The following is a 16,332-nucleotide window of genomic DNA, read 5'->3' as shown; positions in this document are numbered from 1 at the left end:
ATCTCAGCCTCCGACGATCGGTTGGAAGAACAGCACGACGTCGCCGTCGCTCAGTGCCGTCGCGGGACGCGCGTCACGCGGGACGAAACGCCCGTTGAGCGCCGTCGCGACGGCGGCCGGCTCGCGGCGCTCCTGTTCGAGCAGTTGCGCCAGCGTCGCGCCGGCGGGCAGCGCCACGGCGCGGTCGTCGAGCCGCACGGTGATCGGAGGCAGGGCGGTCATGGGAAAGTCTCCAGGGAGGTCGCGACGCCGGCGAGCGCGGCGAGCGCGGCGAGCGCGGAGAGGTCGGCCAGGCCGGCCTCGTCGAGCAGCTGCTCGACCAGCGCCGGCGCCAGCAGCCAGCCGTGGCGATACAGGCCGTTGAGCCGCAGCAGACCGGGCTCGTGGTGGGTGAAGGGCAGGTTGTCCGGCAGCGCCGGGCGCAGGTGGCGGTCCAGGCGAACGATGCGCGCCTCCGACAGCGCCGGCAGCACGCTCTGCGCCGCGGCCATCAGCTCGACCGCGGAGCGCAGCGAGACCGGGCTGCGGTCCTCGCTCTCGATCTCGCTGGCGCCGACGACGACCTCTTCGTCCGAGCGCGGCACCAGGTAGACCCGATGGCGCGGATGCAGCAGCCGCACCGGCCGTCGCAGGCCATGGCCGGGCAGCGACAGCGTGACGATCTCGCCCCGCACGCCGCGCAGCGGCAGCGGCGGCCGCGCGCCGAGACCACGCGCGTCGACCGCCCAGTCGCCCGACCAATGGCCGCCGTCGGCGAAGTGCAGTTCGCCGGGCAGCACCTGGTCGACCGCGCGCGACCAGTGCCAGCGCGCATCCTCGGCGCCGGCGTGCAGCGCGGCCATCGCCGGCACCGGCGCGATCAGGCCTTCGCGCGGCAGCAGCCAGCCGCGCAGGCCCGACGCCAGCGTCGGTTCATGCGCGCGCAAGGCCTCGGCGTCCAGCGGCTCGGCGCCCGGCATCCGCATCAACGCGCGCTGCGCCGCGCCGAGATCGGCGCGATGCGCCAGCAGCAGGCTGCCGCGCGCCAGCAGCGGCACCGGCCGCGGCAGCGCCGCGACGATGCCCGGCCACAGCGCCAGCGAGCGCCAGCCCAGCGCGGCGATGCCGGCGCCGCCCTGTTCCTGCTCGGCCAGCGGGCTCAGCATGCCGGCCGCGCTGAACGCGGCGGCGCCGGAGGCATCGAAGGCGGGCTCGGGGCCGGCCGACGCGTCGAAGACCTCGACGCGATGTCCGACCCGCGCGAGCGCCCAGGCCAGCAGCCGGCCGGCGAGCCCCGCGCCGGCGATGGCGATCGCGGCCATCGCGCTCAGGCCTGGCGGATCGGGATGTAGAGCTCGGCGCCGCCGGCGCGGAACTCGGCGCTCTTCTCGCGCATGCCGGCCTCGGCCGCCTCGGCGGAGGCCTCCGCCTTGAGGGCGCCGACGCCTTCGACCGCGCCGCCGCCGTTGGCCGCGAGCTGCGCGCTGTACTCCCGCACGTCCTGCGTGATCTTCATCGAGCAGAACTTGGGCCCGCACATCGAGCAGAAGTGCGCCACCTTCGCGCTGTCCTTGGGCAGCGTCTCGTCGTGGAACTCGCGCGCCGTCTCCGGATCGAGGCCCAGGTTGAACTGGTCCTCCCAGCGGAACTCGAAGCGCGCCTTGGACAGCGCGTCGTCGCGCGCGCGGGCCTGCGGATGGCCCTTGGCGATGTCGGCCGCGTGCGCCGCGATCTTGTAGGCCATCAGGCCCTGCTTGACGTCGTCGCGGTCGGGCAGGCCCAGGTGCTCCTTGGGCGTCACGTAGCACAGCATCGCGCAGCCGAACCAGCCGATCATCGCGGCGCCGATGCCGCTGGTGATGTGGTCGTAGCCCGGCGCGATGTCCGTCGTCAGCGGGCCCAGCGTGTAGAACGGCGCCTCGTCGCAGTGCTTGAGCTGCTCGGTCATGTTGGCCTGGATCATGTGCATCGGCACGTGCCCCGGGCCTTCGATCATGGTCTGCACGTCGTGCTTCCACGCGATCTTGGTCAGCTCGCCCAGCGTGCGCAGCTCGGCGAACTGCGCCTCGTCGTTGGCGTCCGCCAGCGAGCCCGGCCGCAGCCCGTCGCCCAGCGAGAAGCTGACGTCGTACGCCTTCATGATGTCGCAGATCTCCTCGAAGTGCGTGTACAGGAAGTTCTCGCGGTGATGCGCGATGCACCACTTCGCCAGGATCGAGCCGCCGCGCGACACGATGCCGGTGCGGCGCTTGACCGTCATCGGCACGAAGGGCAGCCGCACGCCGGCGTGGATGGTGAAGTAGTCGACGCCCTGCTCGGCCTGCTCGATCAGCGTGTCGCGGAACAGCTCCCAGGTCAGTTCCTCGGCCACGCCGCCGACCTTCTCCAGCGCCTGGTAGATCGGCACGGTGCCGATGGGCACGGGGCTGTTGCGCAGGATCCAGTCGCGCGTCGTGTGGATGTTGCGGCCGGTGGACAGGTCCATCACCGTGTCGGCGCCCCAGCGCGTGGCCCACACCAGCTTCTCGACCTCTTCCTCGATGCCCGAGCTCACCGCCGAGTTGCCGATGTTGGCGTTGACCTTGACCAGGAAGTTGCGGCCGATCGCCATCGGCTCGAGTTCCGGATGGTTGATGTTGGCCGGGATGATGGCGCGGCCGCGGGCGACCTCGTCGCGGACGAACTCGGGCGTGATGATCCCGGGGATCGTCGCGCCCAGGCCCTGGCCGCGCAGGCGTTGCTCGCGCTCGGCGTCGGTCAGGTACTCGTGCATCCAGGCGCGGCGGCCGTTCTCGCGGATCGCGACGTACTCCATCTCCGCGGTGACGATGCCGCGGCGCGCGTAGTGCATCTGCGAGACGTTGCCGCCGGCCTTGGCGCGGCGCGGCGTGCGGTTCAGCGACGCGCTCTGCGCGCGCAGCGCCTGCTGCTGCGCGGCCTCGCGCAGGCCGTCGTCGAAGAGCTGGATCGGGCGGCCGGCGTAGGGCTCGGTGTCGCCGCGGGCCTCGACCCACGCGGCGCGCGGGGCCGGCAGGCCGCCGCGCACGTCGGTCGTGACCGCGGGGTCGGTGTAGGGGCCGGAGGTGTCGTAGACCGCGATGCGCTCGCCGTTGGTCAGCGCGATCTCGCGCAGCGGCACGCGCAGCGCCGGATGCAGCACGCCGCTTTCATGCGTCTTCGTCGACGCGGGCAGCGGCGCGCGGCTGGCGGCCAGGCGTTCGTGGAAGTCCTGGGCGGCGGGGGAATGGTCGGTCATCGGTGTCTCCGGTTGGGCGCCGGAGGCTGGACCGATGGGAACGGGCAGGCGTTGGGGAAAAGGCCCTTCGGGCGCGGGGATGCGGGAAGGGCGGGCTCTTCTTACGCCGGTACGAACCGGATCAAGTTCAGCGGGTCCACGGCTTCCTCGCCATGTCTCAGCCCGTGCCGGCGGGGCGCGTCGCCGCGTCCCTCGCCTGGCCCAGGGCACCCCGGAGCAGGCGCGCAGTATAGGCGCGGGTCGGACGCGAGCGTGAATTCCTCGACGCCCTCGGGCCGATAGGCCGCTGTTACATCCCGATTCGGGGGAAACACCGAGGCACCGTCACGCAGGTGACTTCTTACACTGCGGCGCTCATGCCGGGGCGCGAGAGAACCAACAGCAACAGCGGCGGACAAGACCGGCGATGTCTCCCGAGCGAGACCAGCAGCGCTTTTCGAGAGGGTGGAGTGATGAGCAGCCGAAGTCTCCTGAGCGCCGGGCCCGTGGGCCTGGTGCTGTGCCAGGTCTTGAGCGTGTCCCTGATCGCGGCCGCCGCGCACGCGCAGACCGCGCCGGCCGCCGCCGCGGCGGACCCCAAGGCCCAGATGAGCGATGTCGAGCGCGCCAAGCGCGACGCCGACAAGGTCTTCCAGTGGATCAAGTTCCACGCCGAGAAGGGCGAGAAGAAGGCCGGCGAGAAGCCGCACGAGGCCAAGGCCGCCGAAGCGCCCAAGCCGGTCGCGCGCCCGACCGCGGTGGCCACCGCGGCGCCGGCCGCCGCGACGACGCGCCGCCAGGACCTCGATCCCGTCGCCGAACGCGCGCTCGCGGCGCGCAACGCGGCGCAGGACGCGGGCGCGAACGCCGCGCCCACGGTGGCCGCGGCCACGCCGGCCCCGTCCCCGGTCGCCCAGACCATCGCGCCGGCGACGCCCGCGCCGCAGCCGCTGTCGGAGACGACGTCGCCGCAGGTGGTGTCGATGGCCGCGCCGGCCACCGCCGCGCCCGCGGGCAAGGCGCCGCCGGAACCCGAACCGGCCGAGGCCGACGAACCCGCGCCGCTGAAGCTGCTGCGCAAGGTCGATCCCGAGTACCCGCGCGCGCTGCTGTCGATGCAGCGCCAGGGCTCGGTGCTGGTGCAGTTCACGGTCCGTCCGGACGGCTCGGTCGACGCGCCGCAGGCCCTCAAGTCGCCGGACCGCAAGCTCAGCGCCGCCGCGATCAACGCGGTCAAGCAATGGCGCTTCGAGCCCATCCCGGCCCCGCGCCAGGTCAGCGTGGAGATCGGGTTCCAGGTGGAGTGAGGATCCGCGGGCGGCGGTACGCCGCGCGTACGCAAGCCTGACGACTCGAACATTTCGGGAGGAATGGCGACTGAGCGGCCTTCGCTTTTTCGAGGACGTTCATGCTGACCTTCAATGCCTGCGAGCCGGACAGCGTTCCGCTGACGCCGACGGCGCCGCTCGAGTCCATCGCCTTCCCGCCGGCGTCGTCGGCCAGGATCCGCGAGGACGCGCAGCGGCAGGAGATCTTCTACGACGACGTCCGGCTCACCCCGACGCAGTTCCGGGCCACGCCGAACTACCACGCCTGCAGCGAGGAGCTGCTCCGATTGACCCAGTGGCTGGCGCATCTGCTGCCGGACGCCGGTCCGGACGCCGACGTGGCGGCCGACCTCGCGCGCCAGGCGCCGGCATGGGCCCGGCCGGAACGGATGGATCATCCCGAAGCCCAGTGGTTCGGCGCCGGCAAGCACCTGATGTTCGAGTTGTGCAAGGCACTGGCCCGTGCGGAGGATCGGAAGCACTTGCCCGACTTGCAGTCGGCGGTCTGCCGGGCGCTGCGGCCGGCGCTGGACGATGACGCGGGCCGCGCCGGGATCTCGCCGATCACCGCTGTTGGCCGGGCGTTGTCGGCGGCGTGGGAGGCGGAAGGCGCCAGTGTCGCCAGCTATCGGCGGCGCCAGGCGAGCGAGGCGTTGGAGGCCTTCAGCGGCCGTTGGCTCGATGACCGCTCGAAGCATGCCGAGATGGCGCGCGCGATGCGCCAGTACCTGGGGCTCGATGAGGTCGCCATGGGCCGCAGGGCGACATTCGGCATGGGCCGGATCGATGCCCGTGCGGTCAATGGCGCGGCTGCCGCCTGCGCGAGGGCCTGGAACGCGCCGGTGCAGGCGGAATCGATGCCCGGGACCACGAGTCCGGTGCTCGCGGCGCTGTTGTCCGGCATGACACCGGAGGCGCTGAAGACGCGGCACGCGCAGTTGAACGCCAGCGTCGATCGGCTGATCCGGCACGCCGACCAACTCCCGGCGCGGGCCGCCGCTCCGGCGCGGGCGGCGCTGGCCGCCTGGCGCCAGGCGCTGCAAGCGGCGCCCGAGGTCTTCGACGAGCACGATGCGGCGATGTATTGCACCGGCCCGCTCCTGCTGAATCGCCTGTGCGACGAACTCGACAGGATGACCGACGCCAAGCGCCAGCAGTGTCTCCTCCGCCTGGGCGCGAGCTACCTGCCGACGACAGGCCAGCACTATCGGATCGACATGCTGGCGCCCGCCCTGATCGAGGCGGAAAGTTGCAACGCGGGCAGGGACAACCCGCATCTGGCGGTGCGCCGCCAGCGCTTGCTCGACTGGGCCGAGCCTCAAGTGCGCGAGCGGAGGCTGACGCAGGAGCACGTGTCTGATGCGTTGGAGATGCTTGGGCTGGAGCGACCGGAGACGAGCATCGACGGGGTGCGTGCCGTGATGGATCTCGTGCGCAACAACGCCGCCTTGCGGGCCTGCCTGCTCGGCGCGCGCAATCCGAAGGATCCGCTGCACCTGCTCGCCTCCTCCGGCCCGGTCGATCCGCTCGCCGACATCGGTCGCGCGGACCTGGCCGAGGCATTGACCACGTTTCGCAAGCGCTGCCAGGACTTCTTCCTGTACGCCGAAGCGAAGGACCTGGAAGCGTTCGAAGCCCGGTGGCTGGGCGCGACGCCCACCCGGGGGCAGGACGACCTGGTCGGGAACCTCCAGTCCTTCGGCGTGGAGGCGATGAATCGCCTGCTCCGGCGCGCGACGGAGGACACGCATGAGGTGCGCGTCCGGCGCGACACGGTGGCTGGGTTGGCGACGGCGCTGAAGACCGCGAAGGATCCGGCCGGGCTGCTGATGCGGTACGCGCGTTATGAACTGCCCGAGCGGCGGATCACCGCGGCAGAGCAAGCGGCGCTGGACGACAAGCGCCGCTTGCTGATCAAACGCGAGGTGCGAGCGGGACTGTCCCTGCTGGAGGGCCAGGCCGAGGCGGACATCGAACGGGCGGTGGCGCGGACCTGCCGCCTCGTCCAGGACCGACTGGGTGTCCGGCCCGCGCGGGGCGACACGCACGAGCCGGGTGACGAGGGCCTGATCGATCTCTCGACAGCCAACCTCTCGCGGATCAATCTGCTCACGCGCAATGCCGACGCCCTGGTGCCGTAGCGTCGCGCGGGACGCCTGACCGCGGCTACATCCCGTACATCGCCGCCTGGTCGAACGGGCCGAGTTCCGCGGCCATCGCGTCCAGGAACACCCGCGTGCGCAGCGGCATCAGCCGCCGCTGCGGGAACACCGCCCAGCAGGTCGACGGCTCCGCGCACCAGGCGGGCAGCACGCGCACCAGCTCGCCGCGGTCGATGAAGGCCTGTGCGTACTGGTTGCCCACCCAGGTGATGCCCAGTCCCGCGCGGGCCATGTGCAGCAGCATGTCCGGCGCGTTGACCAGCGTGCGGCTCTCCGGCACGCCCACCCATTCCATCCGCTGGTCCGCCTGCCCGTCGACGATGCCGAACAGCCGCCACGGCAGCGGCTCGCCGGCGCGGCTCAGGATCATCAGCCCGTGCATGCTCAGCAGCCCCTCGGGCAACTGCGGCTCGCCGTGGCGGCGCAGGTATTCGGGCGACGCGTACAGCCCGCTGCTGAACATCGCCATCCGCCGCGCCGCCAGTTGGCTGTCCGGCGGCAGCTGCCCCATGCGCACCGCGATGTCGTAGCCCTCGGCGATCAGGTCCACCCGGCGCGGCGACAGGTCCAGCTCCAGCTGCACCTCCGGATAGTCGCCGACGAAGCGGCTGAGCATCGGCGTCAGCATCTGGTGCGCGAAGTCCGCCGGCATCGACACCCGCAGCCGCCCCGTCGGCCGCTGCTGCCGGTGCAGCGCCAGCGCCAGCGCGCCGTCCACCTCGCCGGCCAGCACCCGCGCGTGCTCCAGCACGCCCTGGCCGAACTCGGTCAACGTCAGCCGCCGCGTGCTGCGCTGGAGCAGCTTCTCGCCCAGGCGCTCCTCCAGCGCCGCGATCCGCCGCGACACCGTGGACTTCGGCAACTGCAGCCGCTCCGCCGCCCGGCTGAAGCTGCCGCTTTCCATCACGCGGGCGAAGACCAGCAGGTCGTCGGCATCGAGGCTCATGGCGCGGATTCCTGATTGTTCGTTGAATGGAACAATCTTATCCAGACGGTGGTCTTCTGGTGCGGGGAGGGGATCAATACAGTTCATTCCATCCCATCACACCCCGGCTGTCCCAGCCGAAACGAGCCCGGAGAACCGCACCATGAACATCCTGCAAATCAATTCCAGCGCCCGCCGTCTGCATGAAGGCCAGGGCTCGGTCTCGACCCTGCTGGCCAACGAGGTCGTGCAGCAACTGGTCGAACGCAACCCCGGCGCCAAGGCCGTCGTGCACGACCTGGCGGTGCGCCCGCTGCCCCCGATGGACGAAGCCACCCTGGGCGCGCTGTTCACCCCGGCCGACAACCGCACGCAGGCGCAAGCCGACCGCGTCGCCTTCAACGACCAGCTGATCGCCGAGTTGCAGGCCGCCGACGTCATCGTGCTGACCGCGCCGATGATCAATTTCGGCGTGTCCTCGCAGCTGAAGAACTGGATCGACGCGGTCGCCCGCGCCGGCGTCACCTTCAGCTACGGCGCCAACGGCCCGGTCGGCCTGGTGACCGGCAAGCAGGTGATCGTCGTCAGCTCGCGCGGCGGCGTCCATCGCGGCCAGCCGACCGACAACATCGTCCCCTACCTGCAGGTGACGCTGGGCTTCCTCGGCATGACGGACGTGAAGTTCGTGCTCGCCGAAGGCCTCAACATGGGCGAGGAAGCCGCGGCCAAGGGCCTGGCGACCGCCCGCGAAGAGATCGCCGCGCTGTTCGGCGAAGCCCAACCGGCCTGATAGACCGAGCGCGCCCTCCACGGGGCATGGGGGATCCCTCCAGGACCCCCACGCCCCATGCCGGGCCGGCGACACTCGCTGCCGGCCGATCTCCGTTCTCTCGTGTTCCAGAAAGGAATCCATCATGACCGCCGCCACCCCTGTCACCACCATCACGACGCCCCGCCAGGTCGAGCGCCTGGTGCAAGGGCAGGCCACGAGCGACGGCGCCGGCGTCAAGCTGACGCGGGTGCTGACGCACGACCTGCAGCGGCGGCTGGATCCCTTCCTGATGCTGGATGCCTTCGGCACCGACAACGCCGAGGACTACATCGCCGGGTTCCCCGACCACCCGCACCGCGGCTTCGAGACCGTGACCTACATGCTCGACGGCCGCATGCGGCATCGGGATTCGGCCGGCAACGAAGGCCTGCTGGGCCCGGGCGGCGTGCAGTGGATGACCGCCGGCCGCGGCGTGATCCATTCGGAACTGCCCGAGCAGCAGGAAGGCCGCATGGAAGGCTTCCAGCTGTGGCTGAACCTGCCCGGCCGCGACAAGATGCGCGACCCCTGGTACCGCGACATCGCCAGCGCCGAGATCCCGGAGCTGGCGCTGCCCGGCGCGACGGTGCGCGTCATCGCCGGCGAGAGCCATGGCGTGGCCGGCGCGGTGCAGCGTGACGCGACGCAGCCGACCTACCTGGACATCCACCTTGAACCCGGGGCGAGCTTCGAGCAGGCGCTGCCCGCGGCGCACAACGCCTTCGTGTACGTCTATCGCGGCGCGCTGCGCTTCGAGACCGGCTGCAAGGTGCCGCATGGCCGCATGGCGATCCTGGCCAACACGCCGGGCTCGGACGGCGTGCGGCTGACCGCGTCGGACGAGGGCGCCCGCGTCATCCTGATCGCCGGCCAGCCGCTGGGCGAGCCGATCGCGCAGTACGGCCCGTTCGTGATGAACACCGAAGGCGAGCTGCTGCAGGCGGTGCGCGACTTCCAGGCCGGCAAGTTCGCCTGAAGGCGAGGGCGCCCCCGCCGCCGCCAGCGGACCACAAGGACCGCTGGCGGCGCGTCGCATCGCTGCAAGGCTTCGGCACGCCGGGCCGCCGGCCCCCGGCGGACAAAGACGGGCTTCGCCCCGTCAGTCCCGCGCATGCCGAATTTCCGCCTCCGCCCGTCGTCCTTGCCGCCGCCCCCACCGGACGAGCCCGACACCGGCGACCCCTTCGATCCCCACTTCGGTTTCTCTCCCGGCCTGGCCGCCACGCTGCCCCTGTCCGGCGACGCGCCCGACACCGCGCCGCGGCTGGAGGACGCCTGCCAGGCCCTGGCCGTGTCGATGGCCGCCTTCGCGCTGCCGCTGCGCCCGGAGGTGCTGGCCCTGGGCGGACTCGCCCTTCGCGCGGACGATCCGACGGATCCCTTCTCGCACCCGCGCTGGCGGGAGTTCCTGGCCGGCGACGGCGCCGCGCAACTGGGCGTGCTGGCGAGGCTGGTGGCCAACGAGCACGTGCCGGTCGAACTGCGCCAGCAGCAGCTGGAGCGGGTCGCCGAGGTCTCGACGCTGTGCGTGCCGGGTTTCGCCAGCGGGTTGCGCGACGCGGTCCATGTGTTGAGTTGCGCGGCCGGCGGCGTCACCGAGAGCGCCGCCCGGCGGCGCGCCGAGCTGATCCGCGGCACCCTGATCGAGATCGTCCGCGCGACGGTGGGACGCGATCCCCGGGAGCGCGGCCGCACGCTCGCGGCTTTCGAATCGCATTACGTCGCCGCGCTGGAACGGCGGCTCGGCTTGTCCGGCAGCGACCGCTTCCCGCCCGACCACTTCTTCGACGCCGCATCGCTGGACACCGCCATCGTCGACCGCGCCGAGGCGACCTTGCGTCGGCGGGTGTCGGCCGAGGCCGTGGCGCACGCGCTGGCGGAGGAGACGCTGGAGACGCTCCGCGTCCGCCTGGCCGAGGCCGGGATCGACCTCGACCGTCCGTGGCCGATGCCGGACGACCGGCAGGACGCGCTCGAGCTCGAGATCGCCGCGATCGAACGCCGGCTCGGTCCGGTGGACCGCTGGACGCTGTTCCGCGAGGACGAGGCCAGCGGCGATGTCCGCGTGATCGAGACGCCGGTGCGGCTGGCCGTCCAGTGCCTGGCCAACCTGATGCGCGAGGGCGCGGTGCCGCCGCGCGCGATCGCGACGCTGGTCGCCTGGCAGGACGCCGACGGATCCCGGCGCCTGTGCGGCCTGGGCGACGGGTTGTGGTGGGTGCAGCACGGCGCGCCGGGGGCCGGCTTCGACGCGGGGAACGCCTGGCCGGTGCAACCGCGCCAGTTGCTGGACCTTGACCGCGTCCTGCCCCGCCCGCTGCGCGAGGCCGAGTGCGAGGGCCTGGCGCGCGCCGCGATCGCGACCGCGCCGCCGCAGGCGCTGCTGCGGATCGCGCCGCGCTGGCTGGCGTCCGAGGCGCTGGCGTCCCACTGGTGGCATCGGCTCGGGCCGGACGGCTGCGCCCAGTGGCTCGCGGCGCACCGTGCCCGCGGCCTGGACCCGGCGGTCCGGCACCGGCTGCTGGCCGCCGCGGCGGAGGCGAACGACGGGCATGCGCTGGACGCGCTGCGGCCGACCCACGCCCAGGCGGCGGCGGCGGCCTGGTGCGCGTGCGACGGGACTGCTGCCGTCGCCTGCGCCGCGCGGCGCAAGGACGCGGTGGCGCTGCGGCTCTGGCACCCGCTGCTGCTGACGGCGGCGCCGGCCATGACGGATCGGGAGCGCGGCGCCGCGATCGCGGCCCGCGGCGAGGACGGGCGCACGGCGCTGTGCGCGGCGATGGCCGCGCCCGGGGCGGAGGACGTCGTGCGGGAACTGGTCTCCACCGCGTTGACCGTGCACGCGCAGGGGCGGCGCCTGTCGCCGACGATCGGCGACCTGCTGACCTCGGGCGGCTGGGATGGCTCGCTCAGCGCGATCGGCAGCGCGCTGGCCCAGGGGCGGAGCGCCGCCCTGCAGGTCTTTCTCGAGGAGGTCTCCGCCGGTTATGCGTACCGCGTCCTGTCGGAGACCGTGTTCAGGGCGCTGCTCCTCGACGCCAACGGGCTGGAGGGCAGCCACCTGCCCGACGGGTTCACGCTGGCGATGCAGCGCGACCATGGCCGGGCCGTCTCGATCTGGATGGCGCACCTGCGCCTGGCGGCGACCGGGCGCGTGATCGACCCGGGGCAGCTGTTCGACGCGGTGTTCGTGCCGCGCGAGGACGGCCGGGGCGTCTATCACGCCGCGCTGGTGGCCGGCTCGGCCGAGGCGGCCGCGGCCTATCGCGACGCCTTGGCGCAGGCCCGGCTGGCGGACCTGCTGATGCCGGAACAGGTCCTCGAACTCATGGTGGGCGAGGCGGACGGGCCGCACCCGGTGCGTCTGGCGGCCGCGGCCGGGCGGACGGCCTGTGTCCGGGCGCACCTGGCGGACGAGGCGCGGGTCCTGGGATTGACCCAGGACCATGGCCTCGCGGGCCTCGACCTGGAGCGCTGGTATCGGCGCGGCGGCCATGTCGCGATCGGGGAGGCGATGGCCGCGGGGAACGTCGACCTGGTGGGCGTCCTGTTGGCCCACGCCCAGGCCCTGCAGCGCGACGGCTGGCGCCGGACCCTCTTCTCGTCCTTCGAAGGCGCGCCGGGCCGGCCGCCGGCGCTGCGCGAGGCCGTCCGGAACGGTCACCTGGCGGCGGCCCGGGCCTGGATGGACGGGCTGGCCGGCCTCGTCTCGCATCGCGCCGAGCGCCGCGGCGTGGTGCGGCGGCGCGACCTCCGGTCGCTGATGGCGGCCATGAACGCCAACCGCGAGCGCCTGTTCGACACGGCGGTGCTGGAGCTCGGGCATGAGCCGCTCGCCGCCCTGATGGCCATGACGGCCCGGGCCGTGGAGGGCGCCGGCCTGCGTTCGTCGGACGTGATCGCGCTGCTTGGCCGGCGCGGCCGGCGGCCATCACCGCTGGGCGCGGCGCTGATGGCGGGGCGGGCCGAGAACGTGCGGGAGTTCTGCGCCGGGCTGCTGCATCTGCATGCGCAACGGCTGTTGAGCGACGCCCACCTGCGCAGCCTGGCCAAGGGGCTCGACCGCCGCGGCCGGCGTTGCCGGCTCGCCCGGCTCGTCCGGCCGGAACCGCACGGCCTGCCCGCGCTGCGACGGCACCTGCCGGCGCCGTCGGCACTCGACGACGCGGCTTGCGCCGCCTATGGCGCCTTCCTGGACGAGGCGGTGAGCCGGGGCGCGGTCCGCGCCGCGGAGGCGCGCGCCTGGCGAGGCGCTACACCGGCGCCTTGAGCGCCGGCACCACCGGCGCGAGCAGGCGCGGGCCGTCGAAGCCGCGCACCGCGCCGAAGCGGCCGCCGTCCTCGCGGCTGTTCCACTCCTCGGCGTAGTCCTGCATCTCCGCGCGGGTGCGGCCGACGAAGTTCCAGAACAGCAGCACCGGCTCGCCGAAGGGCGGCCCGCCCAGCAGCAGCGCGCGGCTCTTGCCGCCGCCCGACAGCAGCTTCAGCGACTGCGCGCCCGGCGCGATGTAGAGCAACTGGCCCGGCTGGCTCAGGCCGGTGGACTCGCCGTCCAGCGTCGCGGACAACTCGCCCTCCAGCACCATCAGCCCGTACTCGTGGTCGGGGTGCAGCGGGATCGTCGCCTCGGCGGCGCGATCGGCGCTGAGGTCGGCGCCCAGCAGCGGCGTGTGGCTGGGCACCGGCGAGCGATGGCCGCCGAACTCGCCGACCAGCAGCGTCGTGTCGAAGCCGCCGGTAGCGAACGACGGCAGCTCGGGGAAGTGCTCGAAGGCGGGCTCGCGGTGGCGCACCGCGTCGGGCAGCGCGATCCACAGCTGCGCCAGCTGGAGCCGGTCGGACTGCGATTCCTCGGTGTGGCTGATCCCGCGGCCCGCCGTCATCAGGTTCACCTGGCCGGGTCGCAGCATCTGCTCCGAACCCAGGCTGTCGCGGTGCAGCACCTCGCCTTCGATCATCCAGCTGAAGGTCTGCAGCCCGGTGTGCGGATGCGGGCCGACGCGCATCGCGGTCGCGGGCGTCAGGTCGGCGGGGCCGGCGTGGTCGAGGAAACACCAGGCGCCGATCATGCGGCGCTTGGACGTCGGCACCGCGCGGCGGATGGGCAGTCCGCCGACGTCGCCGAGGTGCGCGGCGATGCGTTCCCAGCGGGCGGGATGCGGGTCGGAGGCGGCGTCGGTGGACGCGCCGGTGGGGTCGCTCATGGGGAGGCTCCTTGTGCGAGGTCGTCGAGGATGGGGCAGTCGGGGCGGTCGTCGCCGTGGCAGCAGTGGGCCAGCTCGGCCAGCGCGCGGCGCATCGCCTGCATCTCGGCCAGGCGGCGGTCGAGGTCGGCGATGTGCGCCTCGGCGATGCGCTTGACCTGGCCGCTGGCGCGGCGGCGGTTCTGCCAGAGCTTGAGCAGCTCGGCGATCTCCGCCATCGAGAAGCCGAGGTCGCGCGCGCGGCGGATGAAGCGCAGCGTGTGCACCTCGCGCTCGCCGTACAGGCGGTAGCCGGACTCGGTGCGGGCCACCGGCGGCAGCAGGCCAAGCGACTCGTAGTGGCGCAGCATCTTGGGCGACACGCCGGAGCGCTCGGCCGCCTGGCCGATCGTCAGCGGCGCGGCGTCGCGAAGGGAAACGGTCATCGCGCGGCTCCTTTCCAGCGCTTGAGCAGCAGCGCGTTGCCCAGCACCGACACGCTGGACAGCGCCATCGCGGCGCCGGCGATCACCGGGCTCAGCAGGCCCAGCGCGGCCAGCGGCACGCCCAGCAGGTTGTAGATGAAGGCCCAGAACAGGTTCTGGCGGATCTTCGCGACGGTCGCGCGCGACAGCGCGATCGCGTCCGCGACCAGCCGCGGATCGCCGCGCATCAGCGTGATGCCGGCGGCTTCCATCGCCACGTCGGTGCCGCCGCCCATGGCCAGGCCGACATCGGCGGCGGCCAGCGCCGGCGCGTCGTTGATGCCGTCGCCGACCATGGCCACGTGCGTGCCGTCGGCGCGCAGCTCGGCCACGATGCGGGCCTTGTCTTCGGGCAGCAGCTCGGCGCGGACCTCGTCCAGGCCGAGCGCGGCGCCGGCCGCGTTCGCGGCGGCGGCGTTGTCGCCGCTGAGCATCAGCGTGCGCAGGCCCAGCGCCTTCAGGTCGGCGATCGCGGCGGCCGACGTCGCCTTGTTCCGGTCGCCGAAGGCCAGCATCGCCAGCAGCACCGGCGCGCCGGGGCCGTCGCCGGCGGCCAGCCAGGACAGCGTGCGGCCCTGCGCGAGCGCGTCGCGCGCCGCGGCGTCCAGCGCCGAGAGATCGACGCCAAGTTCCGCCATCCAGCGTCCGCTGCCCAACATCAGCGCGCGGGCCTGGACGCGGCCCGACACGCCGCGGCCGGCGACCGCGCGCACCGCTGAGGCCGGCGCCACCGCCAGCGCGCGCTCGGCGGCGGCGTCGCGCACCGCGCGCGCCAGCGGATGCTCGCTGCCCATCTGCAGCGCGGCGGCCAACGTCAGCGCCATGGCCTCGCCCTGGCCGGGCGCCGCGGTGAAGCCGGTCAGGCGCGGCTTGCCTTCCGTCAGCGTGCCGGTCTTGTCGAACACCACCAGCTCGACGCGGCGGGCCTGCTCCAGGGCCTCGGCGTCCTTGATCAGCAGGCCGCGGCGGGCCGCGACGCCGGTGCCGACCATGATCGCGGCCGGCGTGGCCAGCCCCAGCGCGCAGGGGCAGGCGATGACGAGCACGGCGACCGCGTGGATCAGCGCGCGTTCCCAATCGCCGGTCGACAGGCCCCAGGCCAGCAGCGTCACCGCCGCGATGCCGAGCACGGCGGGGACGAACACCGCGCTGACGCGGTCCACCAGCCGCTGGATGGGGGCCTTGTGCGCCTGCGCCGACTCGACGAGACGCACGATCCGCGACAGCGTCGATTCGGCGCCCAGGGCGGTGACTTCCACCAGCAGCAGGCCGTCGCCGTTGACGGCGCCGCCGATCACGCGATCGCCCTCGGCCTTGTCGACGGGCAGGCTCTCGCCGCTGATCAGCGACTCGTCGACGGGGCTGTGGCCTTCGCGGATGCGGCCGTCGGCGGGGATGCGCTCGCCGGGGCGCACGACCATCAGGTCCTTCATCCGCAGCTGCGCCAGCGGCACGTCGAGTTCCACCTCGGCGCCGAGGGGGCCGCGACGCACGCGGGCGTGTTCGGGGCGGAGCTGCTTGAGCGCGGCGAGGGCGCTGAGCGTCTGGCGCTTGGCGCGGCCCTCGAGCCACTTGCCCAGCAGCACCAGCGTGATGACGGCGGCGGCGGATTCGAAGTAGAGCGCGCCGCTCATCGATCCCTGGCGAATGAGTTCGTAGAGGCTGAGCCCGTAGGCGGCGCTGGTGCCCAGGGCGACGAGCAGGTCCATGTTGCCGCTGCGGTCCTTCAGCGCGGCCCAGCCGGCGCGATAGAAGCGCGCGCCGAGCCAGAACTGGACGGGGGTCGCGAGCGCGAGCTGCCACCAGCCGTCGAGCATCCAGTGCGTGCCCCAGAGCATGGCGACCATGGGCGCGACCAGCGGCAGGGTGAGCAAGGCGGCCACGAGCACGGGCCAGCCGGTGGCGGACCAGGGAACGGGGGCGGACGGGGTGTCGTCCTCGCCGACGATCTCGTGCGCCTGATAGCCGGCTTTGCCGATGGCGGCGACGAGCGTGTCGGCGCCGACACCGCCGGTGGCGCGGACGATGGCGGACTCGGTCGCGAGATTGACCTGGGCGTCTTCGACGCCGGGCACCTTGCGCAGGGCGCGTTCGACGCGGCCGACGCAGCTGGCGCAGGTCATGCCGGAGACGGCGAACTGCAGTTCGCCGGACGACGTTGGGGCGGTGGTGGCGGTGTTCATGGCTGAAGTCTCAAGCTTGCCATGATGGGAAGGTCAACACC

General features: G+C 73.1%; 12 protein-coding genes and 1 riboswitch. Of the genes, 5 read left to right on the top strand and 7 right to left on the bottom strand.

Features of this window, described 5'->3' with window-relative positions:
• Positions 1 to 3: 3 nt before the first annotated feature.
• Genes thiS through thiC form a run of 3 tightly spaced genes read right to left on the bottom strand, consistent with a single transcriptional unit; the run spans position 4 to position 3,235 of the window.
• Positions 4 to 222 (bottom strand): sulfur carrier protein ThiS, encoded by a 219-nt coding sequence (thiS, locus tag N5D62_RS10665; RefSeq protein WP_279757699.1) that lies wholly within the window; start codon positions 220 to 222, stop codon positions 4 to 6.
• Positions 219 to 1,301, bottom strand: coding sequence for an FAD-dependent oxidoreductase (locus tag N5D62_RS10660; protein ID WP_279757698.1), 1,083 nt, complete (start codon positions 1,299 to 1,301; stop codon positions 219 to 221). Before N5D62_RS10660 ends, thiS begins: the two co-directional genes overlap by 4 nt.
• 5 nt (positions 1,302 to 1,306) lie before the next feature.
• Positions 1,307 to 3,235 (bottom strand): phosphomethylpyrimidine synthase ThiC, encoded by a 1,929-nt coding sequence (thiC, locus tag N5D62_RS10655; protein WP_279757697.1) that lies wholly within the window; start codon positions 3,233 to 3,235, stop codon positions 1,307 to 1,309.
• An 81-nt stretch (positions 3,236 to 3,316) separates the two neighbouring features.
• Positions 3,317 to 3,459, bottom strand: a riboswitch (TPP riboswitch).
• 228 nt (positions 3,460 to 3,687) lie between these two features.
• On the opposite strand from thiC, the gene N5D62_RS10650 reads away from it, so the two are divergent.
• A complete protein-coding gene (locus N5D62_RS10650) occupies positions 3,688 to 4,521 on the top strand; it encodes an energy transducer TonB (protein WP_279757696.1) in 834 nt (277 codons plus the stop codon).
• A gap of 101 nt (positions 4,522 to 4,622) precedes the next feature.
• The gene (locus tag N5D62_RS10645; RefSeq protein ID WP_279757695.1) at positions 4,623 to 6,683 is read left to right on the top strand and encodes a hypothetical protein; all 2,061 of its coding nucleotides are present in this window, start codon (positions 4,623 to 4,625) and stop codon (positions 6,681 to 6,683) included.
• Positions 6,684 to 6,708: 25 nt separating this feature from the next.
• On the opposite strand, the gene N5D62_RS10640 is transcribed toward N5D62_RS10645, so the two are convergent.
• Complete coding sequence (locus tag N5D62_RS10640; RefSeq protein ID WP_279757694.1) at positions 6,709 to 7,650, bottom strand: LysR family transcriptional regulator; 942 nt, start codon at positions 7,648 to 7,650, stop codon at positions 6,709 to 6,711.
• Positions 7,651 to 7,792: 142 nt separating this feature from the next.
• Between N5D62_RS10640 and N5D62_RS10635 the strand changes: the two genes are divergently transcribed.
• From N5D62_RS10635 to N5D62_RS10625, 3 genes are all read left to right on the top strand, one after another.
• Positions 7,793 to 8,419 carry an NAD(P)H-dependent oxidoreductase gene (locus tag N5D62_RS10635; protein ID WP_279757693.1) on the top strand — a complete coding sequence of 209 codons (627 nt, stop codon included), beginning with the start codon at positions 7,793 to 7,795 and terminating at the stop codon, positions 8,417 to 8,419.
• A 124-nt stretch (positions 8,420 to 8,543) separates the two neighbouring features.
• A complete protein-coding gene (locus N5D62_RS10630) occupies positions 8,544 to 9,416 on the top strand; it encodes a pirin family protein (RefSeq protein ID WP_279757691.1) in 873 nt (290 codons plus the stop codon).
• Between the two features lie 135 nt (positions 9,417 to 9,551).
• Positions 9,552 to 12,710, top strand: a complete 3,159-nt coding sequence (locus tag N5D62_RS10625) for a hypothetical protein (RefSeq protein ID WP_279757690.1) — start codon at positions 9,552 to 9,554, stop codon at positions 12,708 to 12,710.
• Here N5D62_RS10625 and N5D62_RS10620 read toward each other — a convergent pair.
• From N5D62_RS10620 to N5D62_RS10610, 3 genes are read right to left on the bottom strand one after another with little or no spacing between them, the layout of a single operon-like run.
• Positions 12,694 to 13,644 carry a pirin family protein gene (locus tag N5D62_RS10620; protein WP_279757689.1) on the bottom strand — a complete coding sequence of 317 codons (951 nt, stop codon included), beginning with the start codon at positions 13,642 to 13,644 and terminating at the stop codon, positions 12,694 to 12,696. The two genes, N5D62_RS10625 and N5D62_RS10620, sit on opposite strands and share 17 nt — an antisense overlap.
• Complete coding sequence (gene cueR, locus N5D62_RS10615) at positions 13,641 to 14,069, bottom strand: Cu(I)-responsive transcriptional regulator (RefSeq protein ID WP_279757688.1); 429 nt, start codon at positions 14,067 to 14,069, stop codon at positions 13,641 to 13,643. The genes N5D62_RS10620 and cueR overlap by 4 nt, the downstream gene beginning before the upstream one ends.
• On the bottom strand, positions 14,066 to 16,291 hold the full coding sequence (locus N5D62_RS10610) for a heavy metal translocating P-type ATPase (RefSeq protein ID WP_279757687.1): 2,226 nt from the start codon (positions 16,289 to 16,291) through the stop codon (positions 14,066 to 14,068). Before N5D62_RS10610 ends, cueR begins: the two co-directional genes overlap by 4 nt.
• Positions 16,292 to 16,332 lie beyond the last annotated feature (41 nt).

Source organism: Mitsuaria sp. GD03876 (assembly GCF_029840635.1).
GTDB lineage: Bacteria > Pseudomonadota > Gammaproteobacteria > Burkholderiales > Burkholderiaceae_C > Roseateles.
This window is presented reverse-complemented; position numbering and strand designations above follow the sequence as displayed.